The sequence below is a fragment of the Cohnella rhizoplanae genome, from assembly GCF_948329515.1.
Classification (GTDB): domain Bacteria; phylum Bacillota; class Bacilli; order Paenibacillales; family Paenibacillaceae; genus Cohnella; species Cohnella rhizoplanae.
Genome location: NZ_CAOJCN010000001.1, coordinates 951057 through 977253, shown reverse-complemented (window position 1 = coordinate 977253; position 26197 = coordinate 951057). Strand labels below are relative to the sequence as shown.

General features: G+C 58.3%; 17 protein-coding genes. 2 read left to right on the top strand and 15 right to left on the bottom strand.

The genetic code is table 11. The annotated features are described in order from the left end of the window. Window positions 1-231 precede the first annotated feature (231 nt). The 4 genes from PQG80_RS04310 to PQG80_RS04295 all read right to left on the bottom strand — a co-directional run bounded on the left by PQG80_RS04310 (window position 232) and on the right by PQG80_RS04295 (window position 10134). Window positions 232-6570, bottom strand: a complete 6339-nt coding sequence (locus tag PQG80_RS04310; RefSeq protein ID WP_271749894.1) for an S-layer homology domain-containing protein — start codon at window positions 6568-6570, stop codon at window positions 232-234. A 410-nt stretch (window positions 6571-6980) separates the two neighbouring features. After that, a complete protein-coding gene (locus PQG80_RS04305; protein ID WP_271749893.1) occupies window positions 6981-7817 on the bottom strand; it encodes a carbohydrate ABC transporter permease in 837 nt (278 codons plus the stop codon). 12 nt (window positions 7818-7829) lie between these two features. After that, on the bottom strand, window positions 7830-8699 hold the full coding sequence (locus PQG80_RS04300; protein WP_271749892.1) for a carbohydrate ABC transporter permease: 870 nt from the start codon (window positions 8697-8699) through the stop codon (window positions 7830-7832). An 82-nt stretch (window positions 8700-8781) separates the two neighbouring features. Next, on the bottom strand, window positions 8782-10134 hold the full coding sequence (locus tag PQG80_RS04295) for an ABC transporter substrate-binding protein (protein ID WP_271749891.1): 1353 nt from the start codon (window positions 10132-10134) through the stop codon (window positions 8782-8784). 189 nt (window positions 10135-10323) lie between these two features. Between PQG80_RS04295 and PQG80_RS04290 the strand changes: the two genes are divergently transcribed. Next, complete coding sequence (locus tag PQG80_RS04290; RefSeq protein WP_271749890.1) at window positions 10324-11961, top strand: response regulator; 1638 nt, start codon at window positions 10324-10326, stop codon at window positions 11959-11961. Window positions 11962-12063: 102 nt separating this feature from the next. Here the strand turns inward: PQG80_RS04290 and PQG80_RS04285 are convergent, their stop codons facing one another. From PQG80_RS04285 to PQG80_RS04265, 5 genes are all read right to left on the bottom strand, one after another. Next, window positions 12064-12966, bottom strand: coding sequence for an aldo/keto reductase (locus PQG80_RS04285; protein WP_271749889.1), 903 nt, complete (start codon window positions 12964-12966; stop codon window positions 12064-12066). Window positions 12967-13080: 114 nt separating this feature from the next. Then, window positions 13081-14187 carry a Ger(x)C family spore germination protein gene (locus tag PQG80_RS04280; protein ID WP_271749888.1) on the bottom strand — a complete coding sequence of 369 codons (1107 nt, stop codon included), beginning with the start codon at window positions 14185-14187 and terminating at the stop codon, window positions 13081-13083. After that, window positions 14180-15289 carry a GerAB/ArcD/ProY family transporter gene (locus PQG80_RS04275; protein WP_271749887.1) on the bottom strand — a complete coding sequence of 370 codons (1110 nt, stop codon included), beginning with the start codon at window positions 15287-15289 and terminating at the stop codon, window positions 14180-14182. Before PQG80_RS04275 ends, PQG80_RS04280 begins: the two co-directional genes overlap by 8 nt. Then, window positions 15286-16623: a spore germination protein gene (locus PQG80_RS04270; protein WP_271749886.1), complete on the bottom strand. Its 1338-nt coding sequence runs from the start codon at window positions 16621-16623 to the stop codon at window positions 15286-15288. The genes PQG80_RS04275 and PQG80_RS04270 overlap by 4 nt, the downstream gene beginning before the upstream one ends. Window positions 16624-16731: 108 nt before the next feature. Continuing rightward, on the bottom strand, window positions 16732-16911 hold the full coding sequence (locus PQG80_RS04265) for a hypothetical protein (protein ID WP_271749885.1): 180 nt from the start codon (window positions 16909-16911) through the stop codon (window positions 16732-16734). A gap of 176 nt (window positions 16912-17087) precedes the next feature. Here PQG80_RS04265 and PQG80_RS04260 point away from each other — a divergent pair, with 176 nt between their 5' ends. After that, entirely contained in the window at window positions 17088-17522 is a 435-nt protein-coding gene (locus PQG80_RS04260; RefSeq protein ID WP_271749884.1) for a FixH family protein, read from the top strand. Between the two features lie 23 nt (window positions 17523-17545). On the opposite strand, the gene PQG80_RS04255 is transcribed toward PQG80_RS04260, so the two are convergent. The 6 genes from PQG80_RS04255 to PQG80_RS04230 form a co-directional block, all read right to left on the bottom strand. Then, complete coding sequence (locus tag PQG80_RS04255) at window positions 17546-18226, bottom strand: sulfite exporter TauE/SafE family protein (protein ID WP_271749883.1); 681 nt, start codon at window positions 18224-18226, stop codon at window positions 17546-17548. Then, on the bottom strand, window positions 18223-19284 hold the full coding sequence (locus PQG80_RS04250) for a heavy metal translocating P-type ATPase (protein ID WP_432432713.1): 1062 nt from the start codon (window positions 19282-19284) through the stop codon (window positions 18223-18225). The genes PQG80_RS04255 and PQG80_RS04250 overlap by 4 nt, the downstream gene beginning before the upstream one ends. Then, a complete protein-coding gene (locus tag PQG80_RS04245) occupies window positions 19227-20414 on the bottom strand; it encodes a heavy metal translocating P-type ATPase (RefSeq protein WP_271749881.1) in 1188 nt (395 codons plus the stop codon). Before PQG80_RS04245 ends, PQG80_RS04250 begins: the two co-directional genes overlap by 58 nt. Window positions 20415-20549: 135 nt before the next feature. Beyond that, the gene (locus tag PQG80_RS04240) at window positions 20550-20921 is read right to left on the bottom strand and encodes an iron chaperone (RefSeq protein WP_271749880.1); all 372 of its coding nucleotides are present in this window, start codon (window positions 20919-20921) and stop codon (window positions 20550-20552) included. A gap of 177 nt (window positions 20922-21098) precedes the next feature. Beyond that, on the bottom strand, window positions 21099-21299 hold the full coding sequence (locus PQG80_RS04235) for a hypothetical protein (protein WP_271749879.1): 201 nt from the start codon (window positions 21297-21299) through the stop codon (window positions 21099-21101). 41 nt (window positions 21300-21340) lie between these two features. After that, window positions 21341-26050 carry an S-layer homology domain-containing protein gene (locus PQG80_RS04230; protein WP_271749878.1) on the bottom strand — a complete coding sequence of 1570 codons (4710 nt, stop codon included), beginning with the start codon at window positions 26048-26050 and terminating at the stop codon, window positions 21341-21343. Between the last annotated feature and the right edge of the window lie 147 nt (window positions 26051-26197).

Here is a 26197-nt window from a genome sequence, read left to right as displayed (position 1 = left end):
GCTGCGCCCCTGGGGCACTCCCGCCTCCGGCAGCATCGGGGCCCACCGCTATCTTGCAGGCTGACGTTAGGGCTATGATGCCGATTAGCCATCCGATCATATAAATTCGACGTAACTGAATCATCCTTGGCACGCCCCCCGATCAGGAGTAATAATACCATTTTAATTGCATTATAGGCGCTCAAAATGCACGCTAAAAGCCTCGGCGCAATCCTGCCGAGGCTCCAGCATTCAGTTGATGAACGAAATGAACCGTAAAAACCGCGCGAGCACGACGACGGCTTCGGCCCGGCTAGCAGGGGCGGTCGGATCGATCGTCGTCGCCGATTTCCCCTTGATGATCTGAGCCTCAAGCAGCTCGGCGATCGACGGCTTCGCCCATGCGCCGATGGATCCGCTGTCCGTAAATTTCTCTAGGATGGAATCCATCCTACCGGTGGCAGCGACTGGCTTGTTCACGTATTTCATCGCTCTAGACAGCATGGCCGCCATTTGTTCGCGGGTGATTCGTTCATCGGGCTTGAACGAACCATCCTGATAGCCCTCGATAATCCCTGCGTTCACCGCTTGTTCAACCGAATCGCTGAACCAGTCTCCGTCGGTTACATCGGTAAACGCTGCTGAAGCATCGGGAGCGCTTAATCCCAGCGAACGAACGATTAGAGCCGCGAACTCCGCGCGCGTAATCGGATTGTCCGGCGAAAAGCGGTCGGTAGCCTCCCCGTCGACAATCCGCTTGGACGCCAACCGTTCGATTTCCGGCTTAGCCCAATGGCCGGCCACATCGGCGAAGGTCTTGCTGCCGGATGCCACCACGTAGATACTGTTCCCATTCCGTTTGATGACGACTTCGGTGCGGTCGCCGTCTTTATTAAATAGAGCCGGAACAAAACGGAAGGTCGCGGTACCCGGGTCGAACAGGAGCGCGGTAGCGATCGTCTCGTCCACTGCGCCCGGCAGGATCATCGATCGTTCGACATAGGTGCTGCCGAAATCGGCGATCTCGATCGACCGTACGTTGGACTGGGCAAATATACGGTACTCCAGAGAAGAAGATAGCAAGTCAAGGTCATCCGAACGCGCCTGTGCCATTATTTGATCTGCGATCTTGCCGGACACGCGATTCACTTCTACTCGGATGGTCATCCCTTCCAGGCTAACGCCAAGCTTCTTCGCCGAAGCTTCCAAATCCAGAACCCCGATAGGGACCTTGTAGCCCCCGAGCTCGGATCGTATAAGAATGGAAGCGTCCGGCAAATCCTTAACCACATTAACGAATGCGTTTGCCGGTATGTTTACCTTCACGCTATCGTCAACGTCTTTCAAATCGATCGTAACCGTACTTAATGTCGTTAACTGTCTCGCGAGGAGTTGGAATGCTTCCTGAAGACGGTTCGCGTCGATAGTTGCGTTCGTATCGGTCGTGCCATCGTCATTCGTCTTCTGAACCGTCTTTATCGCCTCTTGCGACAGCTTAACGCCATCCTTCGTTTGCTCAGGCGACGGCGTCGCGGGGATGACCGTCGTATCGCCTTGAGGCGGATTGGGATCCGGCTCGGACGATACGGTAATCTGGAACTGCTTCGCGATATTGCCGTCGGATGTCTTCGCCGTAATCGCGGTCCGGCCGTTGCCGATGGCCTTGACCAAGCCTGCCGCGGATACGTAAGCGACCGCAGGGTCAGCCGAAGACCAGTTTATTCTTGGATTGCTCGCTTCCGCAGGCGCCGCGGCCACGCTGATCTGCTTGCTCTCGCCCGCCGCCAATTTCAGGTGATCCGCCGTAACGGCCGTCAGACTCGTGACCCGCACCGGCGCCTCGGCCGCGCTGCCGGATACGGCGACGGTGCCCAGCGTCACCCATCCGCTGTCATTCTGCTCGGCATTGGCGAAGCGGAACGCTTTGGCGTCCGCATTGATCTGCTCGAGCGGATTGACGTAACGCATGAGAATTTGATAGCTGCCGTTGCTCAATGCCGGATGGGTCGTCGACTCGAACAGCTTGTTGCCGTCGAAGCCGTTCGTATTCGGTAGAATCTCTTTCAGATCCCAACCCGGCTCCCAGATTTTCACGATGCCGTTTTCAGTTTGAGCGGCGAGTTCGACCTTCCAGTTATAGTAGAAGGGCGCTACGCCTCTGTTCTCCACCTCTACGCCGACCTTCAGTCTTCCGTCCGCGGCTTCCAGATAAGCAGCCGGAACGTAGTACTCATATCCCATCCTGCGCGAGCCTTCCGTCGCTCTGGCCAGCGGTTCGGGCGCCAGCGGGGTCTGGAATACGCCTTGCGTTATCAACCAGGAGGCATGCGTCAGATTCAGGCTTGTGTAGTAATCCTCGCCCTGCGCGCCCTCGATCGGCGCCGACGGTTCATTGTATCTCGGCGGATCGTTGTTCCACATCTTCAGCTGGATCTCGGGTCTCATCTCCCCGCCCATGCTGTTCGTCTTCCAGAACGCCGTGGCCGACGCATCCTTGATGCGGCCCCAGAAATGCCAGCCCTGACCGCCCAGGCTCGGCGGCAGCGTCTGGAAAGCAAACGAATCGTCATGATAACCGACATCGAAGTTGGTCGTCTTCAGCGTGCTGTTGTCCATCGGATACCGGAGAACGAGCTGCGTGCTGTCGAACGCATCGTCCATATCGGTCAGGACCCGCTTCAGGTTGGCATCGGTCGGCATCAGGTTCGGCGACTTCAGATTCCCGTCGTACGGGTACGTGTGCCACTCGCCCCAGAAGCCGATCAGGCCGATCATGATGAATCCGATCCGCGGGTCGCCGTCGTATCGCGAACCAAGCGCGCCGATGAAATTGTCCAGTGCGCCCATCAGACGCTCATCGTTGTAGTCGGGCGCTTCGCTCGTGGCATCCTTGCCATTGTCGTACCCCTCGTATTGGAACGTCTTCAGCCCTTCATCGATTAGAAACTGCGGGATGCCCGAAGGCTTATTCGGGTAATCCAGATAGACTCTGAATACGGCCTGATTGCCTCTGGCGGCCACAGCCTCAAGCCGTCTGTCCAGCTCGGTCCAGTCAAAGTCGTTCAGGTTGTTCATCAGCTTGCTAAGCGGCAGGTAGAAGAACTCCAGACTGTAAGGCAGCTGGGCGGGACGGTTTCTCCAGTCGTCGCCCTCCGTAAAGTAAGCTTCTTCCGAAGCATTGTAGAAAGGAAGAAGTCCCTTCAAGGGATTATCCACCGGTGCGCTGCGATACGCGAGCGCATGCGTCCCCTCTGCCGTTGCCCAAGCCGGCGCGCTCGGGTGATCTACGGGCTCCGGCTCCGAAGGTCCGCCGCCGCCGCCGCTCGTTCTGCCCGCCAAGGCGTACAATCCAAGCGCATCGATCGTGAGGACATTGTCCGATTGACTGACCGGGCCAAAACCGAATTGAATTTGCAGAACCTTGCTGCTGTCGAACTCGGCGCCGCAAGCGCCGCAGCCCTGCCAGGCCGATTGAGAGAATGCGTCCCAAGGGATTCGGATCATTCCTTTGTAGCCGGCAGCGATCGACAGCGAGCCTCCGCCCAGGGTGGTTGTCTTCCAGCCGTCCGCAGCGTCATAAAACTTCACGGCGCCTCCGGCTTTTAAGGAGAACTCGCCTTTCGACGCGTCTGTCACAAGCGCAACGTTCAGGTTCATGCTCTTGCTGCTTGGCGAGATATTGTTCACCCAGAACGTAAGTCCGTCATAGTCGGACCAGTCCGAATCCGTCCCGGTAAACGCCGCGCGCTTGATGTTGACCCAATTGGATGCCGGCTTGCCGGGCGTCGGGGACACGGACAACTTCATCGCCTGCGTGCCTTCCGCAAAGTTCACCTTGTCGATCGTCCGAAGCGCGGACGGATCTCCGTCCTCCCAATCGATCTTCCAGATGTTCTGCAGCGCGGCGTTGTCCGCATAGGAATCGAAGCCGTCCAGTATGCGATCTGCCCGGTAGAGCAGGATGTCATCGATCGTGACGAAGTTATGGGCGTAGCCCTTCGGCGGGAACCCGAACTGAAGTCCGTTGATCTCGCTGGGGTCCAGCACGCCGGCGCATGCTGCCTGATCGCCGCCGCACTGCCATGCGGCTTGAACGAACTGATCCCAAGGAATTCTCACCACGCCGCTAAAGCCTGCAGGCACGTTCAGCGAGGCGCCGTTAAATGCCGCGGCGCGCCAGCTTCCGTCGGCAGCGAGCGTCATGGCTGTTCCGCCGTCCTTTAACCCGAACTCTCCGTTCGCGGCAGGCGTCTGCAGGACTACATTCAAGCTAAAGTCCTTGCTGTCGCTTGTCGTGTTGTTCACCCAGAAGCTTAAGCCGTCGTAGCGGGACCAATCGCGCTTGCCTTCAGGAATGGCATGGATGATATTCGACCATTCCGAATCGCCATCGGCGACGGACAGCTTGAGGCCCTTGCTCCCGCTCGCTCCGCCGACCGTTCTCGTCACCGAGCCCGGCTTGTCGGACCAGGCCTCCGTCCACGCTTGCCCGAGGGCCGCATCGTCGGCATAGGACTCGAAGTTATCGATAAGTCCCGGCGCCTGCGTGCCAGGGTCCGGAGGCGTACCCGGATCCGTACCGCCGCCTCCGCCCGTCTCCGTATCCGATTCGTATTTATCCGTAAAATAAATCTCATCGATCGAGATCGTGCCCGTCGTATTCCAGGTCGCTTGCGCGATGGCAATACTCCAGATCGTTTGCGAGAGATCCACGCCGTTCGCCGGCAGGTCGATCACGAGATCCTTATAGCTGGTCGTTATGGTATCGCCGCTGAATTGACCGAGCGTTTTCGTGACGCCGCCGATCGTGGCGTTAACTTGGCTTTCTTCGCCGCCGGCGGCGCCTTTCACCCGAAGGACAAGCTTGCTCGTAGCGGCCAGATTGCGGCCGATATTCGTCTCGAGCCGGGACATATTCTGATACTGGAGGACCAGCGATCCGTCTTCAACGACGCCGGCGCCGTTCCCGTTGGCGAAGTTGCTGGAACCGGTCCATTGATTCAGATCGTTCTGCGTGCTTCCCGACCAAGCGGGCGTCCCGTCATAATCATCCACGAGCAGCTTCGTCGGCGGCGGCGGAGGCGTTGTCGGCGGCGGCGAGCATGGAGAGTCGCAGTCCCCCACCAGCACCGTCCCCAGATTGAGCCAGCCCTCCTTATCCTGATTCGTATTCGCGAATCCGACCTTTTTCGCCTTATTGCTGATGGCCTCCAGCGGATTGACGACTTTCATGACCAGATTATAATAGCCGTCTCCGAGGTCCGGATCAGGTAGGGTCGTATCAAAGTAATAAGGCTCGCCGAACGCCACATACTTCGGGTCCCCGGCCACATTCCATTCCGGATACGTCCTGATCTGCAAAGGCTGCACCTTCGTGATATCCCACGTCGTGTCCCATTGCTTAACCAGCTTCCCGGATGCATTCTTCACGCCCAGCTGTACCTTCCAGGGATAGGAAAATGGCGCCACGCCGTTATTCTGTATGGTTACGCCGACCTTAAGCGGATCTCCCTGAGCCACATTATTGTAATGCGCGCTCTTCACGTTCAGGTCGTAGCCCATCTTCCTCACGCCCGCGGCAACCGTCGGATCGTTCGCGTTGTAATTGCTGATGCCCCCCTGGTTGATCATCCACGTCGCATGAGTGAGCTCGATATCGTCCATGGCGTTGTCCACATTGGCGCCGCCGCTGAAGAATTGGCTCTGGATCTCCGGGCGGACCTCGCCGCCGACGGATTCCGTGATCCATTTATTCTCAGAGCCCGCTTCCAGCATCCGGGTCATAAACGAATAGTAGGCGCCGCCCATGCTCTCCGGCTGGGTCACGCTCTGCAGCGGATCCCCTTCCTTGAAGCCAAACGAGTCGTCATGATATCCGAAGTTATACTCGCCCGCGTTCGGCAGGTCCGGATTGCGGACTTCGAGCTTCGTTTTGTCGAAAGCCGTATCGTAGGCCGAGAATATAGCGTTGACCGTATCGGCATTCGGCATGTGGTTCGGATAGCTGTCGCTGCTCGTATCCGTATCGTACGGCCAGGTATGCCACTCGCCCCACAGTCCGACCAGGCCCATATGGATAAATCCGATGCGCGGATCTCCATCGTATCTGGCGCCGAACTCTTGTATAAAGTTGGTTAAGTATTCGACCATGAGCGGATTGTCGTAGTCGGGTTCATCCTGGTTAAACGCATCGTTGTGACGCATGGCAATGTCGCTGTCATGGATGAATTGCGGAATGGCATCCGCTTTGTCAGGATATTCAAGATAGACTCTGATCGCGGCCTGATTGCCTCTTGCCGCAATGGCGTTTAGCGATGTCTCTATGCCGGTATCGAACGTAAAGGAATTCGGGCCGTTCATCACCGCCTTCAGCGGGACGTAGACCCATTCCAGGCTGTGGGGAAATGAAGTCTCGGTCTCCCACGGATAAAAGGGCGCGAAGCCTTTGAGCGGATTGTCGAGCGGACTTGGCGCTGCCGTCAGATCGTGCTTGGTAAGCGTAGTGTCCGCCGCGGGGCTCGGATACGGATTGCTAGGCACGCGCGACAGATCCGTGCTTGCGTAGGCTCTGTTCGGAGCCGTATTCGCCATAACGGAGCTCAAGAGCATGCACATCGCTAGAAACACGCTAAACGACGAATTTCGAATCCGGCGTGCTGATATTGAATGCATCTAAATCCTCCTCGTTTTATGATTTTTCAGATGATAGCGCTAACAAATCTCTGTGTGACGCTTGGCTTTGGCAGGATGCATCGCCCCTCCCTTCTTCCTCATGCACATGGGCGCATGGACGCAAGAAATCGGAGCCACAGAACAAGCCTCCTAAACGAACCGGTGTTCTGTGACTCCAAGCTCACCATTTGCGCTTACAGCAAACCGCTGCAAGCTCGCTTTTCTCGCTTACAGACGTCATCTCATATACACACGCCGCTGCAACCGCGCATTCCGCGCTTGGAGCTGCGCCTCGGGCCGCTAACTATTTCATCTTCCCAAGCATTCGGTCAGCCCTTGCTGGCGCTGAAGGCGACGCCCTCGATGAACCGGCGTTGGAATATGAAAAACAGGACGAGCATCGGGACCACGGCCATGAACGCGCCGGCCATGAGTACCGGGTAATCGGTGAGGAACATGGACACGAGCGTCGCGAGGCCTGCCGACAGCGTGAGCTTCTCCGGCGAGCTGTTGATGATGAGCGGCCATTGCAGTTCGTTCCAAGACCAGAGCAGCTGGATGATGACGATCGCGACGAGCGCCGACTTCACGAGCGGCAGCATGATATGGCGGAAGATCTGGAACGGGTTGCACCCGTCCAGCACGGCCGCCTCCTCCAGCTCCTTGGAGATGCCGAGGAAAAATTGCCGCAGCAGAAAGGTCGCGAAAGGACTCACGAGCGAGGCGATCCAGAGCGCGGTCACCGTGTTGACGAGTCCGAGCTTGCTCATCATCATGTACTGAGGCGTGTAAAATACGGGGTTCGGCACCATCATGACCGAGATAATCAGGAAAAAGCACAGCGCGCTGCCCGGAAAGCGGATGCGCGCGAACGCGAAAGCCGCCATGGCGCTAAAAATGACGGGAAACAGCGTTTTCATGAACGCCGCAATCAGCGTGTTCGCGTAATAATGCAGAAAAGGAGACTGCGCGAGCGCATCACGATAACCGCGAAGGCTGGGCTCGGCGGGGAACAGTCGGATCGGAATCTGGGTCGCCTCCGTCGTCGTCTTGAGCGACGTGAGGATCATCCAGAGGAACGGGAACACCATGATGACGGCTCCCGCGATGAGAATCAAGTGAATGACGATATTGCTTCTACGCTTGGCAGAGGCTACGCCGCCCATATTCGTACCTCCTCAGTCGTAAACCACCCATTTTTTTTGCATCAGGAACTGGAAGCCCGTCAGGATCAGGTTGATGAGCAGCAGGATGTTGACGATCGCCGCTCCGTAGTTCTGATCGTAGTAAATGAACGAATTCTGATAATAGGCGTAAACGAGAGAGCGCACGGCGGGCAGCGCGACGTTCGTCTTGCCGATGATCAGGTAGATGCTGTCGAAAATTTGCGTGGCGCCGATCACGAGCACGATGGACGTAAAAAACAGCGTCGGCGTGAGCAGCGGAAGCGTAATCCAGCGAAACTTGCGGATGCCGACGGCGCCGTCGAGCTCGGCCGCTTCGTACAGCGGACGCGGGATGCTCTGGAGACCGGCCAGGATCAGCAGCATATTGAAGCCGATCGCGGCCCATACGCCGACCATGACGAGCGCATACATGGCGAATCGCTTGTCAGAGATCCACGCAATGTGGGTGCCGAGCACGGAATTCAGCAGGCCGTAATCCTGCGCGAATATAATGACCCACACCATGGCGGCCGCTGCGGCCATCGTGACCTGCGGCAGAAAATAAATGACCCGGTAGGCGGACCGGCCTTTGATCTTCGCATTCAGCATGACGGCGAAAAACGTAGACAGCACGATCGTCGTAGGCACGAACAGCGCCACGTACAGCATTGTGTTGCGAAGATTTTGCCAGAACTCGCCGTCCTTGAACAATCGCTCGTAGTTGGCCAGGCCGACCCAGCGGTTGTCGAGACCGAAGTTCTCGGATTTTAAAAATCCCAGGTAGATCGAGTAGATGGCCGGCCAGAACCAGAAAACCAGCGTCCCGATCAAGGTAGGGGCGATCATCACGTAGGCCCATGCGTACCTGCTCTTTGAATTCATTGCGTTCACCCCGTCATGGCCGAAGGCGTCCCGCAGCGGGATCGCCTTCGACGAGTTTACCTCACGGACCTGCGCCGTTGCTTTACTTCGCGTCCGCGATTGCCTGATTCATCATTTCCGCCACTTTCTTGGCGCCTTCCTCGACCGAGATCGCCCCGCCCCATGCTTGGGACATGATCTCGGCTTCCTTCGCGAACCAGACCGGATACGACTTGGAGCCGCTCGGATAAGGGACCGCGTCCGCCGCCTGGTCGATGAACACCTGCAGGTTCAGATCAGGCTGGGACTTCACCCAGGCGTCTTGCGTGCCGGTGAACGCCGGGATCGCCGCGCCCATCTGGGCCGTAATCTCGGCGGCTTCCTTCGAGCCGAGGAACTTCAGGAACTGCCACGATTCTTCCTTGTGCTTGCCCTTCGACGACATCACGTTGCCGAGTCCGTTGATGATGTTGCCGCGCATGACCTTGCCCTTCGGCAGCGGCGCCCAATCGTACTTGCCCTTGATGATGTCGCTGCTCGCCAGGTTGCCGTTGTCCCACGACCCGTCGAAGATCATCGCGAGCTTGCCGGACTTGAACATCTCGACCGCGTCCGTGTCGGTCATCTGCTGGTGCGTCGGCGAAGCCTTGTCGACGATCAGCTGGTAGCGGGCCTTCAGCGCTTCGATCGTAGCAGGCTCGTCATAGCCCGACTTGGTCATGTCGTCGTTCAGAATGTGCCCGCCGTTCGCCAGGATGTCGTTCCAGTAGCCGGCCTGCGTATCCAGCTTGGCGCCGAAGCCGTAGATGCCCTTGTCCGGCTGGCTGAGCTGCTTGGCGACTTCCGCCAGCTTGGCATAGTCCCACGTATCGTCCGGATACGGCACGCCCGCCGTGTCGAACAGCTCCTTGTTGTAAGCAAGACCGATCGTGTCGAAGTCCTTGGGAATGCCGTAGTTCTCCCCGTCGAGCGTGTAGATCGAGCCGAGGTTGGAAGCGTAGTTGCCGAGGTCGATCTCGCCGGCCGTCACTTTGTCGGTGATCGGCTCGATGAATTTGCCGGTGGCGTACTTGATGAACTGTCCGCCGTGCATCCAGAATACGTCCGGCAGCGTGCCCGACGGAGCGGCCGCCGACATCTTGGTCCAATAATCGCCCCATGGGATTACGTCGATCTTGACCTTGATGTTCGGATTCTGATCGGTGAACGCCTTGGCGATCGCCTCCATCGCAGGCTGCTGGTTCTTGTCCCAGATCGTGTAGGAGATCGTCACGTTTTTCTTCGGGTCGCCGCCGGCCGGTTTGCTGGCAGCCGGGCTCGAAGCGCCGCCTGCCGAAGCGCTGCCGGCCGCGTTGCCTCCGTTATTCGAATTGCCGCCGCAGGCGGCCAGCGCCAGCGAAGCGACCAGCAGCACGCCCGCTGCCGTTACCGCCGTCGATTTTTTCCTTACGTTCATCGTCGTATCCCCCTCGTTTTTTTGAAGCTGATGTTGACGCTCTCATCATAAGTCACGGGATTCTCGCGACGATATGCCTCAAATTTAAGATTGAAACCACATTCTTTAGATCCCCTTTCCTATCGTCTGCGTGGACTGCATAATTAAAACAGAAGCGAAAATGAGTCGAACGCCATTGGGGGGGACAGCATGTACGATCTGCTTATCGTCGACGACCACTCTCACCTCGTGGACAGTCTGGAACGAAACATGCCGTGGCACGAACTGGGCATCCGCAAGGTGTACAAGGCGTTCACCGGCGAAGAGGCGCTCGAATTCTGCAAGACCTGCCCCGTCGATATTCTGATCACCGATATCCGCATGCCCGGCATCTCCGGCTTGGAGCTTATTCAGCAGCTTAAAAAATACGACAGGCGCTTTAAGAGCATACTGCTGTCGGGTTACGGGGAGTGGGATTATGCGCAGGAGGCGATCCGGCAGCAGGTCGACGGGTACTTGCTCAAGCCGGTCGATCACGAGGAGCTGGCCATTATGATGCGCCGGCTGACGGAGTCGCTCCGCCTCGAGTGGGATGAGCGCGGCCGGCAGCAGAAGGCCATGAATATGGTCCGAGAGCATATGCCGCTGTTCCGCGAGAAGCTGCTGATGGATCTGCTCCAGGGGCGGAAGCTATCGGCCGAGCTGCTCGAGGAGAAGCTGGTTTATTATCAGCTGCCGTTCCGGCCTGACGATCTGACGGCGATGTGCCTTCTTCGCATCGAATCCTCCGCGGAGGAGCTGAATTGGCGGGATCATTCCCTGCTCGCCTCGGCCGTCGCCAATATTTCGGAGGAGACGTTCTCGGACCTGTTCCACGTCTGGCACGGGCGCGATTCATACGATTACGAGGTATTCATTCTCAAGCCCAGGGAGGAGTCTTGGCTGTCGAGCGATCCGAAGCCGGAGCTTGCCCGGCGGCAATCCCTCGAGCATCTCGCATCCAGGCTGCAGCACCACGTGCGTCAATTTCTCAAGAGCAGCATCTCGGTCGTCGTAAGCGATTGGCAGATCATGTCGCACGGACTGAGCGGGACGTACAGGGATTCGCTGGCGGCATTCGTCCGGCAGCTCGGCGGAGGCACGGATCTCTTCATCCGTCTGCAGGACGCCCTGACGCCCGAGCAGCCCTATCGGGTTCACAGTCTGTACGAGTCGCCGACGTTCATCCAGCTATTCGAGATTGGCCAGTGGGAGGCGATATCGGCCAAGTGGGAGACGGTCTTCCATGAGGTTGCGGAGAAGGGAATGGATTCGCGGGAGACGCTGCTCGAGCTCTACTATCACGCGATGGGCGCTTTCAGCTTTTTTGCGCACAAAAACGGGCTCAGCCTGCACGACGTCTTCTCGGCCGAGCCGGACAAGCCGGGCGACGCCGCCCGGTTCCGGCATATGCGGCAGCTTCAGGATTGGGTCGCGGATACGCTGGCGAAGCTGCAAGGGTTGACCAAGAATGAGTGGAGCAACGAGCAGGCGGCGCTCATCCGGAAGGTTCAGCAGTTCATCGCGGACCGGCTGGCGGATGCAACGCTGCAGACGGCGGCGGATCATGTCGGCCTGCATCCGGCTTACCTGTCCACCCTCTTCAAGAGCAAGGCCAGCGAGAACATCAGCGATTACCTGTACAGGACGCGCATGCAGCGCGCGCGGGAGCTGCTCGTGGAACAGCCGGAGCTCAAGGTCAGCGACGTCGCGTCGGCGATCGGCTACCACAAGCCGCAATATTTCATTAAGCTGTTCAAGGAGCATTATGGTCTGACGCCCCAGGACTATCGCCACAAAACCTCCTGAACAAGCGAGGAGCGCTATGTATACGTCCGGATACGGCAAATACAAGCTATCGCAAAACGAAGATCCGCATCCCGCGGATCTTCGCCAGTCTAAGTCGCATTATTATTCCAATCCTGCCCAAGCGGGCTCGTGCATGTCCTGCCAGCGCTGGCGGATCGCGTCGAATTCCTCCTGGCTTAACTTGCCTTTGGCGGCGAATTCGAACGCTCGCAGCATGTGGTCCAGATTCTTCGTTCCGACCAGCGCGGTATGCACCTGCGGGAACGACAGAACGAAGCGCAGGGATTTCTCGGCGATCACGTCCGATTCCTCGTCCATGAACGGATAAGCCAGCTTTTCCAGCCGTTTGATATACGCCTCGGGCGCGTTTTCCGCCCCTTGTCGGGACCATACCACATTGGCGAGCGGACGTTTGATGACGATACCCATCCCTCTTTCTTTGGCCTTGTCGAGCGTCAACGTGACCGCTTCCTGGTCCGCGATGCTGAGCGACGTCTGCAGGACGTCGAACACGCCGGTCTCGATCGCATATAACGCATGCGTGGAGTCGCCGCTGTAGCCGATATAACGCGCTACGCCTTCCTCTTTCAATTTTTGCGCCGCCTCTACGAGCTCTCCGCGACGGAGTACCGCCTCCGTACAGCTATGAATGAACATCACGTCCAGGTAATCCGTTTTAAGATCGCGCAAGGTGCGCTCGACGCTAGGCTTCACGTTCCGTACGTCCCAATCCGGATAGGGCAGCCCGTAGCTCTTGCCCTCTCCGAATTTACTGAACAGATAGTAATCCTGGCGGCGGTGCGAGACCGTTTCCCCGATCATTTTCTCGCTTTCCAGGTAGCAGGATGCGGTATCGATGACGTTCATGCCTTGGTCCAATGCGGTGTTGAGAAGTTTACGCGTGCCTTCGATCGTCGTTTCCACGCTTTTCATCGAGATCTCGTAACCGCCGAATCCTACCACCGAAACTTTCATATCCGTCTTGCCCAGTTGTCTCTGCTCCATGTTGTCTTTTCACCCTTTCCCTTGTTTACAACGGTTTTCCCCCAGTTTTCATCGATAGAATCAATTACTTGGCAAAAAAACGCAGCGGAAAGTTATGGAATCGGGGCGTCTGCCTTACTTGACAATCCCAGTCCCCTTGAGTTCCACCTTCACATGGACATGGAATTGAACACGGGGATAAATTTTCTGCCATTCCTCCCACTCCGTAGCCGGATGGTGCCGCGTCGCCCGATAGCGCAAGCCGAACCCGACGGGATCGACGTTTGCGTCGCGCAGCTTCTCCAACACCTCGACATACCGCTGCTTTTGATTCTCCGCAAGATTGCGCTCCAGCATCTCCCAGTCCTTCTCGAATAAAGAGACCGCAGATTCCTCGACCTCTCCTTTTAAGGTGACGTGCATCTCGACAGACGGTTGCCCCTCGGCCGGCGTCACGATCCTGTACTTTTTCTTGATCTGGTCGACGCTTATTTCGAAGGATTTGCCTTTATATTCGCCCTTTAGGACGGACCTCTGAACATAGCGGGCGAGCTGATTGAATATTTCCGTGTCCCGATCGTCCAGCTCCAGCTTGCTCCTCCCTCCGGCAACCACGGCCACCTTGCTGATATCGAACGTTTCCTGCTCAGGTATGATGACCGGCAGGTAAGGATCCTTGCCTCTCTCCCTCAACCTGCGATAAAAATCGAACCAATACTCCGGCACGATAAACGGCGAATCGGTTCCTTCTCTCGTAAAGCTAAGAATCAGCGAGTTGCCCGGCAAACGCTCCGACGGCGGCTTGACCTTGAGCACGGTCAGCGCGTCCGGCTGCCCCATCGCCAAGAACGCGACGCCCTGGATATCTCTGCGGCGTGCCAGCCAGTCGAGCGCGTGCCGCAGATCTACTTCTTCCGCGAACGGTTTTCCTAGGATAAAAACCTTGGTATGACCGAAATCGAACTCCTTGTCCACCATCGATTTCATGCGTCTGACGGTTTCGGCGATGCTATCGCCCTCCGCGCTAATAATTTGCGACTTTGAATCGCCGGGCTCCATTTTCGGCGAGGGGATCGCGAGCTTGAGCGACACCTTGTACGGTTTCTTTTCGCCTTTGTCGAGCGCCATCTCCACGACAAAAAAACGTTTGTCGATGTCCCTAAATCCGCAACCGGACAACATGTTCGCGCATAACAACACGATGATGCAGCATCGCTTGGCATGCTTCGGCAGATTAGCCATGTTCGCTTCTCCGTTCCCGATGACGCTTCCAAGCCATCCATACCATTAGCAGTACGAACAAGATCTCGGAATCGAACCGAATGGACAGCCATACCTTCACGGAGCCGATCATCCCTTTGTCGTTCGATACGATCCCGGCCCAATACGTGACCGCCGCTATAATGAAGGCAACGATCCACGGCAACGCCGTGCGTCCACGCTTTACCTTTTTCAACCGTTTCGGCAGGCACTCGAGGATCAGCTGAATTCCGATATTCCACGTGATCGTCACGAAGAGAAGCGAGAATCCGATGTAGATGAACAGGAACAGAAACACGACGCGTTCGATAAAGCCGTACTGCATGCGGAGCGTATCGGCCGTGCTGATCCAGGTATAAAGGTAGTCTCCGACTCCCGTGACCCCGAGCACGCCGATGGGTACGATGATGGACGTAAACAAAACGGCGGCGCCGACGATCGGAATCAACCATTGATGCGCCACCTTCAACTTTTTAAAATACCGGTTGTAGAGGGAAAAATTAATATAGCCCGTGAATGGATACGTGGCCGCGGAAAGCAAGGTCCAACTCGGCATTTTGAACGTATAGTCGGACATCACCTTTACGGCGTCCCACTCGAAATACTTCTGCGTGTAGGCTTTGTACATAATGAAAGCGACGATCGGCAAATTCAGAAGGATCACGATCTCCGTCACGCTGATGATCGCGGAGGACTTCCGGGTGGACGCCCAGCAGCATATGCCGCAGAAGCATATCAACAAGAATTCGGGACTTGTCTCCGGGCTTAAAAATCGGTTCGTGATGACGGAGAAGGTAATGATGATGATCGAACCCGCCACGCCCCACATGATGCCGAGAAACAACAGAATCGGAATTCGGATTGCCGAAGGCATAAAAGCGGTTAGGATCTCCGGCAAACCTTGCCCCGGAAATTGACTGAGCGCCTTCGTGAACGTTAGCGCGAGGGCACTGCCGATCAGCACCGCGAGGATCATGGCCATAATGCCCCCTTCAAATCGCTGCGAGAGCAAAATGCGGGGCACGAAGAAGATCGTATTGATCAGCATGCAAATCAGAAAAAAGTAAAAGTAGTAGCGGGTCAATCCGATTCACTCTCCTTATATCCCGCCACGGACGGTTCTCCGAGAAAAAGACGGAAATACGGACGTCCGAAATTCTCCAGATTCGTGACGTACAGCGCCAGCGCAAACATCCCGGAAACCACGCCCGCAAGTCCGAACATGGAAGCGAGGAGTACCAGCGGATACTTGGCGATCCGAAGCGCGAAGCTCATCGTATTGATCGGTACGACGAAGTTGGATATGGCGACGGCGGACGTAATGATAATCATGATACTGCTGACCAATCCCGCCATTTGCGCGGCTTGTCCGAGGATGAGTCCCCCTACCGTCGTCGCCGTCGAACCGATGTAGCTGGGCAGGCGAAGGCTCGCTTCAATCAGCGCTTCGATGAGGAACAGCATGATAATGACCTCGATAAACGAAGGATATGGGACGGCCGCGCGACTCCCCGCCACGGACAAGGCGAATTGCATACGGAAAATCTCGGGGTTGTAGGAGACGACGGCGACGTAAAGCGCCGGCAGCGCAATGGTGATGAGCAGCGCGATATAGCGCATGATTATAAGCGATCTGGAGACGATGAAGGATTGGTACATATCGTCCATGGCGGAGATAAAATCGTAAAATACGGCGGGAGCGACAAGCGCGTACGGCGTCCCGTCCAATAGAATGACGATCTTGCCCAGCGCGAGATTGAAGATGACGCGGTCGGGCCGCTCCGTTATAACCATCGTAGGAAACCATCGCAGCTTCGTCTCGGTCATCAGCGCTTCGAGCTGCCCGACCGCCATGACGGTATCCGCTTGAATGCGTTCCAGCATGCCTTTCGCCCTGCGTAGAACGTCCGGGTCGCACTTTTCCTTGTCGTACACCAAATAGGCTTTGGTCTGGGAGATCTTGCCAAGATTTCGCTTTTCGGCGACCAATGCGGGATACGGATATCGTTTGCGCGTGAGCAGCAGGTTCGTATCGACGTCTTCACTGAATGCGGTTTGCGGTCCCTGAATGGTCATTTCGGATGTTGCGTGAAGCGGTTTATCGTTGCCGGCCATCGCGGCTTCCAGCGAGTAGCTTGCGTCATCGAAACGGATAAGGACGTAGCCGCGCATCAGATCGGGCATCGGGTCGGCATCGTCGTCCAGCTTCAAGCAGGAAAGCGCGGCGCTCAGCCTCTCCCGGTATTCGGACGCATCCTCGGCATGGAAGAACGGATGGGCCGCTTCCTTTTTGATGACCGCCTTGTCGCACAGCGTAGTAAAATAACAAAGTTCGATCTTGAAACGGCCGTTATCCAGAGACTCGCATTGGAAGTCGGAAGACTGCTTCAGCCTTTCGATGGTATCGTCGATCGACATGGGATGTCTCCTCGCCTCAAATCTTTATTTCCGGATTACCTTTCCCTTTCTTCTTCCTGATTATTACATTGTTGCCGCCGGCCGGTCATCGCCGCAAAAAAAGCCAGGCTATGCGCTCTGGCTTGGTTTCTTGCTTATGCTTGTCAGTTCGAAGGCTTCTTTGGGAATTCCGAGATCATGCGCTCTTTTCTTTTTAATCACATAGGCCTGCTGCAAGCTGGTTGCTTGAAATTCCATGACGTTGCCGTTCGGATCCTCGAACGCGTAGTAGCTTTTTTTAGCTGACAATTTAGTGATGCGCCTCCCCATCGAATGCCGGATGACTTTCCAAGCGGTTTGATTGGCCTTAACTGAAGCTATTATGTCCAAACATGGTTGGAATTAACGTTGAAATTAACGCTCGGGGAGATAAGGACGATCCTTGCCGTCATATACATGCGGAAAACAGCGAGGAGAGCGGGGTTATGGGATTGCGCCTCAAACGGACGGCAAGGCCGGCGGCGCTCGTCGCGGCCGTCGGCCTTGCCTTGTGGTACGTGTATTCGTCCCGGGCTTCGGCGTTGCCGGCGGAAACGTCGTCTCGCGGCGACGCGTACGCCATCACGTTAATATCTCCCGCCATCTCGCCGTCTACGATGGAGCCAAGCCGGTTTGTCGTCAAGATCTCAGACTCGTCGGGCTCGCCGGTCCGGGCCGGGACGGTCGCGCTTAAGTATTGGATGCCGGGGATGTTCTGCGGCGTCTTCACGGCCGAAGCCGCGGAGACGGGCCGCACGGGCGAGTATGAAGCGATCGTCGTACCCGTCATGGCTGGCAGGTGGGTCTTGGAAGCCCAAGCCGCGATCGACGATCGGGAGGTCTCCGTTCGGCATCCGTTCAGGGCCGGACGTCATGCATGAGCGGGCGCTTCGGCCCTTTCGGTTTACCACAGCCAGGGATGGACGGGGGGAATCCATCCGTTTGCGCTGAAGCCTTTGAGTATGGAGAGGATCCCCATGAGGTAGGCGAGCCGGCGTCCTGCGCCAGTTAGCCGCCGTTTCCAGGTGCGGCTCAGGCGCCGCGCGGTCATCGCGAACACGAACAACGCGGGAAAGGTCGACAGCCCGAATACGAGCAGCAGCAGCATGCCGTCCTCCCAGGTCCCTGTCGCGGCGGCCTTCATCTGCATGGCGTAAGTCAGCCCGCAGGGCAATAACCCGAGACATAAACCCGTTACAAAGGTTCCGAACGTCTCGAACCTCGGCGATGCCGCCGCCTTCGATTGGCTCATCCGTGTCAGACCGGGCAGCTTAAGCTTGTGGAGCGGGATCGACACGCGCTTCCACGCCCACAACATAATCAGCAGTCCGCCCGCGATGCTGGCCGCCCCCCGCAGTCCGATCAGACCGCCGGCAGCCTCCAGAAAGGAACCGGCAGCGCCCATCGCAGCTCCGGTCAAGGCATAGGTCACGATCCGTCCCGCGTGATACGCGGCCAACGATCGGGCCGCGCTCCGGCGTGCCTCCATTGCGATCGAAGCCCCGATCCCGCCGCACATCAAGATGCAATGGGGCGCCCCGGTCAGTCCGGCTGCGACGGCAAGCGCGATATCCGCGCCGCTCATGCCGGCCTCCGCCTCCGGCGGCCGGCCGCGGCTCGCCGCAGCCTCGCCGCGTTGCCGACGACGAGCAGCGAGCTGGACGCCATGCCGACGCAGGCGACGCGGGGATCCAGCAAGCCCGCTACGGCCAGGGGGATCATCACCGCATTGTACAGCAGCGCGATCAGCAGGTTCTGCCGGATATTGCGCATCGTCCGTCTCGCGAGCTTATAAATCTCCCCTACCTGGGATAGACGTCCGCCGACGATGACGATATCTCCCGTCTCCAACGCGGCGGCATGGCCGGACGCGAGCGCGATGCCGACGTCGGCTGCGGCCAGGGCGGCGCTGTCGTTGGCGCCGTCTCCGACCATGACGACCCGCCTCCCGCGACCCCGCAGCTCCTGCAGGAGGCCAAGCTTATGCTCCGGCAGCAGCCCCGCGCGCACGCGACGTATGCCCGTAGCGGCCGCGATGCGCGACGCGGCCTGCTCGCGGTCTCCGGTCGCCATCCATACCTCTCCGTACGCAGAGAGCGTACGCACCACTGTACCGGCATCTTCCCTGAGCCGGTCCTGCAGGCGAATGAGACCCGCCCAGCGTCTATTAACCGCGATATGCACGACCGAGTCCGACGACGAACGCATATCCGCCGACGCGATCCGCGCGTTGGCAGGCGGAAGTATGCCTTGCGAAAGAAGCCATGACGCGCTGCCGACGACAACCTGCATCCCCTCGACGGTCCCGGCTATGCCTCTGCCGGGGCGTTCGTCCAAGCGCTCCGCATGGAGCAGCTGGAGCGACCGGACGCCTGCCTCCCGTACGATCGCTTGCGCATACGGATGCGCCGATGCCCGTTCGAGCGACGCAGCCAGCCGGAGCAGCTGATCCGGGGGCCAATCGCCTTCAATTCCATTTACAGCGGGACTGCCGTGCGTCAAGGTCCCCGACTTGTCGAAGACGAACGTATCCGCGCGGTTCAGCGTCTCCAGCATTCCCGCTTCCTTGATGACGACTCCCTCTCTCAGCGCAGGGCAGAAGCGATCAGCACGGAGATCGGCGTCGCGAGCCCCAGCGCGCAAGGGCAGGCGGTGAGCAGGACAGCCATCGCGACGCCGACGGCATCGTCGGCCGGTCCGGCGCGCATGTACGCGATGCAGGTCAGGGCGGCCAGCAGGACGATGCCGGGTACGAAGTACGCCGCGATCCGGTCCACCCTGCGCGCGATCCGCGGCTTGGACAGCTGCGCGGTCTCGACCAGCCCGATCATGGCCGACAGGCGAGTGCGCGCCCCGCTCCCGTCGGCTCGCATCAAGACGCGGCCGCCCACGATGCGCGTCCCCGCGAACAACCGCTCTCCGGGGCGGCGGACCGCGACGGCCGACTCTCCCGTGAGCAGCGACTCGTCGACATCCGCGATGCCCTCCTCGCTAGTGCCGTCGGCCGGCACCTGCTCGAGCGGGCCGACCTCGACGCGATCGCCGGCCGACAGCGCGCCCGACGCCACGGAAACCACGCTGCCGCCGTCGCGAACGACCCGCGCGGTCTCGGGCCTCAGATTGCGCAGCGAGTTCAGGCTGCGCAGCGCGTTTCCCTTGGCGATCGCCTCCAGCCATTTGCCCAGCGTCACCGCGGTAAGTACCATCGCGATCGAGTCGAAGTACAGCGCATGCGGCGAGCCAGAATGAAACACCTGATATTGGCTGTATAAATAGGCGACCGCCGTGCTCAACGCGATGAGCACGTCCATATTAGGCGTGCCCTGCCGCAACGAATGGAAGGCGCCTCGGAAGAACGGATATCCCGCATAGCTCAGCAAGATCGAGCCGAGCGTCAGCTGTGAGACCGGGTGCAGCAGCAGCGCCGGCGCCAGACGGCCCAGCGGACCGCCGGCATGCGTCGCCATCGCGACGAGCAGCGGCAGCGACAGCGCGGCCGTTATCCAGAAGCGGCGCCGATACGCCCCGGCTTCGTCTGCCGTCGAAGGCTCCGCGTCCTGCGCGTAGGCAGCGGCGCCATAGCCGAGCTTGCGGATCCGCTCCAGAATCTGCTCGCCGCCGATTCCATTCCCTTCCCATCGTACGCCTGCAGTCGACGTCGCCAGGCTGACGGCCGCCTGCCGCACGCCTTCCATGCGAAGCAGCGCCTTCTCGATCCTAGCCGAGCAGGCGCTGCAGGTCATGCCGGTGATTTGAATCTGAATCTCGTTCATGGGATTCCTCCCCTACTCTACGGCTTGGACGACGCCTACCCATGAAGGTATGCGGCGCCCATCATTTGAAGAACCCGTCCGCACAGGGGAACGCATATGTAAAAAAGCAATAACGCTTTGGCGTCAGATGGCGCATTACTTCCGCCAGAAGGTCTGACAATCCGCCTTGTCTTCGATATTGAATGCGATCATTTTCTCCAGCAACGAATAATCGACCGGGCGGTTCCACGGCATCCGTACCAGCTCTTTGGTGTGGTCGTAGCCGCTTTGCGCGATATCGTCGATGAAGCGCTGGATCGTGATTTTTTCGGGGGCGGCGGCCAGATGATTTTTGGAAATGCTGAACCCGATGATAAACGTGTCGTGATCGGTAAACATCGGTTGGTTCCACGCGATCTTGGGCGAGAGGTTCGGAAACGTCCGGGAGACCCAGCTTAATACCTCCTCGGTGCGCGCTTGATGATCGGGATGGTCGATTTTCGCCAGATAGGGTGCAAAAGCTTCCACTTCGCGGTTTCCTCCTTATACGAGACGATAATTTGACCCTAATTTTACCACACGCCGCTTAACTTTTTGGGTATAGGCTGCTGAAGTCCATGCAGGTCGGTTATGAGGCGCGTAGGCGGCAAAAAACAGCCGGGCATCCGCTTCAAAAAGCGGATACGCGGCTGGTTTCGCGAGCCATTATTTTCTGATTCGTTTAATGCCTTCGGTGCCGATGACGCTTCCGGCCGTAGCGACGATCGCGCTTGCGTACACCAGTTTAATCGCATAATAGAATCCTGTCCCCAACAGGATATCGATCAGGATGAATTTTTTGACGGTCGAACCTTTAATGATAAAAACATAAAGTTTGGGCTCCTTCTTCCTCACCCGACGATTCATCCCTTCGCCTTTTTAACAGCGTATGAAGGCGATTGGTTGTCTCATTCGGCCGTGCGCGCATTATGGAAGGCTGCCAGCCTCGCGAGCAACGAGATCGCTTCGGCACGCGTGAGCGGCGCCGTCGGATTAAACCGGTTAAGGCTCTGTCCCCGAACAAGGCCCGACGTAGACGCGGCACGGATGTATGGCATCGCCCAACCGGCGATCGCGGCATCGTCGGCGAATAATGTCCGCGACGAGCCGTCTATGGGCAACCCCGCGGCCCTGGCGATCAGTACGGCGGCCTCGATGCGGCTCAAGCGAGCTGCCGGACGGAAGCCGCGGTCCGGATAACCGTTCATGATGCCGGCCTCCGCGACAGAGGCGACAGCATCGTCTGCCCAGTCAGGAATCTCTCCCTGGTCCTCGAAGCTGAACGTATGGCCCTCCGGCAGCTTCAATACGCGATTCAGGAGCAATGCGAATTCGGCACGCGTGACGGGATGGTCCGGCCCGAACGTACCGTCGGGATACCCGGATATGATGCCCTGCGCGACTGCGTCAGTGATTTCTTGCTCTGCCCAGTGCCCGTCAATATCGGACAGGAGCGGTACCGGGCTCTCGTCTGCGACGGGCATGAGGGCGAACTTGGTAAAATGATCGGTGTTGCCGGTCAGGATGCCGTCCGAGAGCGATCCTCCAAGATCCGTCCATTTGGCGGCGGCCTCATCGTAGTAGACTAACGCGGGATGCTGACCGGCGCCCCACGAATCGTTTCTCACGTCGATGCGCAGACGGACCGGCGCGTTGAACTTGCCGGGCGTGTCCTTCGTCAGCTCGTAGATGTCGCTCAGGATCGGCTGACCGGGTTTAAGCAAGCCCTCGGCTTCATCTGTCACCTTCTTAAGCGTGACATTCGTCGCCTGCAGAATGGCATCCGCCGGTATGAACAGCTCCAAGCCGTCTATCGTCAACGTATACTCGCGTCCCGGAATGAGGTAAAAAGATAGCTGATTCAAAATCGGATCTGAAGGCGGCGCCGCGGGCAAAGGAGGGTCGACCACGATATCGATGACGAGAGACGTTACTTTCTTGTTCCCCGCTGTGTCTGCCGCGAACACCGTATAGGTCCCGTTCGCGGTCACATGGAACGATCCCGATGACGGCACGTCGGTCCCGACGCCGGGATCATTAAAGTCAGCTACGCCCAGCGAGCCCTCCGCCCACTTCAGCGTCACGATCCGATTGCCCGCCGCATCGTCGGCTGCGGCCGCCGATACCTTGATGTCCACGCCATCCGCGGTAGCGGTCTTCGGCGTGTAATCCAGCGTTATCGTAGGCGCCTCGTTCACGATGTTCGCTATGGCAATCTCTTCGACTCGGCGGTTGCCTGCCGTATCGACAGCATAGACGGTATAGGTTCCATTCGCGGTCACATGGAACGATCCCGATGAGGGCACGTCGGTTCCGACGGTCGGATCATCGAAATCAGTTACGACCAGCGAGCCCTCCGCCCATTTCAGCGTCACAATCCGATTGCCCGCGGCATCGTCGGCTGCGGCCGCCGATACCTTGACGTCCACGCCATCCGCGGTAGCGGTCTTCGGCGTGTGATCCAGCGTTATCGTAGGCGCCTCGTTGACGATGTTCGCTATGGCAATTTCTTCGACTCGGCGATTGCCTGCCGTATCGAGGGCATAGACGGTATAGGTCCCGTTCGCGGCCACATGGAAAGCTCCCGATGACGGCACGTCGGTCCCGACGGTCGGATCATCGAAGTCGGTCTCGGTCAACGAGCCCTCCGCCCACCTTAATCGCTCGATCGCGTTGCCGGCGTCTTCGTTATTCACCGATGTCGTCACCGACACGTCCACGCCCGAGCGAACCGCCGTCTTGGGGCTATAATCCAGCAGCACGGTCGGCTTCTCGGAGACGATATTCGTCACGTCGATCGTCCGGACCTGCTCGTTGCCCGCTTCGTCTATGGCATAGACTGTATACGTACCATTATCCGCTGCGATGAACGTTGCGCCGGACAAGGCCGAGCCCGCTCCGTTAAAGTAAGACGCGCTTCGGTTCCCCGCCGCCCACTTGACCTCCGAGATCTCCGTGCCCGTACCGTCCGCGTTCACCGTGACCGTCACGGCGCCGTTGACCGGCGTAGTCGTCGAAGGGATCAGCTCGATCTCCGGAACGTTGCCGTCGATCACGATGCCGCTCGTATCCGGCAGCGGGCTCGCCAGATTCAACGATACCGGGCTATCCAATAATGTAATGGAAGAAGGCGATCCGGAGACGAGGGCGTCAGCAAGCCGAATCCCGGCTGCTGCTTGGTCGCTCTGCTGTACGGTGTAGCGGAACTTCAGCGTCCTCGGATCGCTGCCGGCCATGCCAACATAAGAAGCAGAAGGCTGCGCGCTGCCGTCCAGCTCGATCGGCAGCTCCGGAGACTCGGTTAAATCGACGTCCACGGGGTAGTCGTACGCGACTACGAACTCCAACTGGGCGCCAATCCCGTAATAACCGTCCACAGGAACGGATGTGACGGCAGCGGATGGCGAGGGCACCGCAAGCGTCAGCCGGTATGTGCCGATCTGTCCGTCGCTGCCCGTCACCGCAATCTCGATCGGGTTGCTTCCCAAGGTCAAGTCGACTTGGCGCGTATTTCCGTTAACGCCGTTAATCGTGACGGCTTGACCCGCCGCCGGCGTCACCGTCACTTCCGCATGCGGAACCGGCGCAGCGAGCGCCAGCGCGTAAAGACCTTTTGACGCATCGAACGCGGCAGGCGACATCGTCAGCGTCGTGCCCGCGGCGGAGACCGCTACCGCCGCGGGCTTCACGCCCAGGTAACTGGCATAAGGCATCGGATAGGTAGTCCCTTCGATGATGCCCCACCTATGGCCGCTGCCAAACGCCCACGTCGAGCCGACAACGTTTGTATATGTAGTTTGCTTCATCATATCCGCTGTCGTATAGGGCGCGCCTCCGCCCGCAGAGGACGATTGACCGCTCCGCTCGCTGTCCCAGAAGGCTTGCGTGACCGATCCGGCAGCCGCTCCGGCGCCGACCAGCCCGCCGCCGCCGTTATCAGCGCTGACAATGGCAGCGGCGTACGCTTCGGTTACGGAGGTCGACGCGTCCGCGGAACCGATCAACCCGCCGGTATCGCCGGAGCCCGTTACCTTACCTTGCACCGATACCCCGGACACATCCGTGTTCTCCGCGCGTCCGATCAAGCCGCCTACCGCTTCTGCCCCCGTTATATCCGCATGGATCAAGGATAGATTGGAGATCGTCGCTCCGGACGTAACGCCGAATAATCCCTGATCGTTCGATGCCGGACGATGGATGCTCGCATTCGCGATCGTATGGTTGTTTCCTTCGAATCGGCCTTGGAACGGCGTCATACCGCTGCCGATCGGAGCCCATCCGGCGCCTGCGGCCCATGGGGCCAGATTCAGATCCGCTTCCAATTCGTAGCTGTCGTCCATCTCGTAACCGACGGACAAGTCTCCGATTCTGGACAATTGATCCGCGTTCGAGATCCGGTGCGGATACTGCGCGCTCCCGTCTTCCCGAAAAACGGTCAGCTTATAGTCGGCATGCAGATTCGACGGATCCGCAGCATCGCTAACGTTAATTTCGAACTCATTCTTCCCGGGGGTCAGAGCGAGCGTCTTCGAGTCGCCCCCCCCTTCGACCGATACGATCGAACTCGAAGCGAGGGGCGTACCCGTTACGATCACATGGTCCGTATCGCTTCCTACCCGAACGCCGTAGATCCCCTGATTGCCGGCGAATTCGCGATCCAGTGCCAGCGGCACGTCATTCGCATCCGTCACGACAAGCGAGGCAAGCGCCACTTTTTCATAGTCGCCGTAATGGATCGGATAGGTGATGCCCTCCACCATGCCCCAGATCGGGTCATCCGTACCGTTTCCGCCGAAGTCCCAATCCAAGTAGGTCGACTTGGTCAGCAACTGCGCGGTCGTCCTTCCGGAACCCGCAGCCGAGGCCGCTTGTCCGCTCGTTTCCGTGTTCCAATAGGAAGAGACCACGGACGCGGAACCTACCTTTTGTCCGACCAAGCCCCCGGCCATCGTACCCGAACCGACGGCAGCGGTCGAATAGGAGCGAACGATCGTTCCTCTTGCTCCGTTGCCCGAGCTATACCCGACCAAACCGCCGAAGCTGTCGCCGGGATGAGCGCCCAATGCGATCTGACCGCCGGCATAGCTGTCTGAGATTTGTGAAAAGTCGTTATAACCCACCAGGCCGCCTACGGTCTCGTTGCCGGTCACTTTACCTTGAAAAAAGGCTTTGCTCAGCGATGAATCCGTTAAGATTCCTGCTATGCCGCCCACAGAGGAATACCCTTCGACTATCGCATTCGTCACATGTACGTTGGCGATCGTCGCTTGGTAGGCGGATCCGAATAACCCGACATTATTTTCGTTGGGCCGGTCGATCGTCAGATTACGGATGACGAATCCATTGCCGTCGAAGCTTCCTTTAAATTCGTTTCCATTACCGCCGATCGGCCTCCATCCTTTGCCGTCGCCTGCATCGAATCCCGCCAGATCGATATCTTGCATCAATTTATAATGGCCCGCCAAGTCCGATCGGATCTGATTCAACTCCGCCGCGCTGTTAATCGGCGTCCAGGTAGTGACTTCCGCGGATGCGTGCCGGGAAGGCACGACCGCATTCAAAACGACTGCAGTCGCCATGAAGAAGACTAACAGGATCGCAAGGGCATTTCTCTTCATTTTCTCTTCTCCTTTGATCATTTCATATGCATACCGGAAGGTATATAAATGAAATTACTATTATTTGCCACAAATCAGTATGCAGCATAGGCTTGACAAGAGTCAAGACGTTTCGACAAATCCCGGCAGCAAGAAGAGGAACGCTCT

Excerpts from the sequence above, each read along its gene's own strand:
- PQG80_RS04285 (WP_271749889.1), bottom strand. The coding sequence starts at position 12,966 with ATGGAGCAGAGACAACTGGGCAAGACGGATATGAAAGTTTCGGTGGTA.
- PQG80_RS04310 (WP_271749894.1), bottom strand. The coding sequence starts at position 6,570 with ATGGCGAATACGGCTCCGAACAGAGCCTACGCAAGCACGGATCTGTCG.
- PQG80_RS04245 (WP_271749881.1), bottom strand. The coding sequence starts at position 20,414 with ATGAACGAGATTCAGATTCAAATCACCGGCATGACCTGCAGCGCCTGC.
- PQG80_RS04270 (WP_271749886.1), bottom strand. The coding sequence starts at position 16,623 with ATGTCGATCGACGATACCATCGAAAGGCTGAAGCAGTCTTCCGACTTC.
- PQG80_RS04255 (WP_271749883.1), bottom strand. The coding sequence starts at position 18,226 with ATGAGCGGCGCGGATATCGCGCTTGCCGTCGCAGCCGGACTGACCGGG.
- PQG80_RS04305 (WP_271749893.1), bottom strand. The coding sequence starts at position 7,817 with ATGGGCGGCGTAGCCTCTGCCAAGCGTAGAAGCAATATCGTCATTCAC.
- PQG80_RS04230 (WP_271749878.1), bottom strand. The coding sequence starts at position 26,050 with ATGAAGAGAAATGCCCTTGCGATCCTGTTAGTCTTCTTCATGGCGACT.
- PQG80_RS04300 (WP_271749892.1), bottom strand. The coding sequence starts at position 8,699 with ATGAATTCAAAGAGCAGGTACGCATGGGCCTACGTGATGATCGCCCCT.
- PQG80_RS04235 (WP_271749879.1), bottom strand. The coding sequence starts at position 21,299 with ATGAATCGTCGGGTGAGGAAGAAGGAGCCCAAACTTTATGTTTTTATC.
- PQG80_RS04290 (WP_271749890.1), top strand. The coding sequence starts at position 10,324 with ATGTACGATCTGCTTATCGTCGACGACCACTCTCACCTCGTGGACAGT.
- PQG80_RS04295 (WP_271749891.1), bottom strand. The coding sequence starts at position 10,134 with ATGAACGTAAGGAAAAAATCGACGGCGGTAACGGCAGCGGGCGTGCTG.
- PQG80_RS04260 (WP_271749884.1), top strand. The coding sequence starts at position 17,088 with ATGGGATTGCGCCTCAAACGGACGGCAAGGCCGGCGGCGCTCGTCGCG.
- PQG80_RS04280 (WP_271749888.1), bottom strand. The coding sequence starts at position 14,187 with ATGGCTAATCTGCCGAAGCATGCCAAGCGATGCTGCATCATCGTGTTG.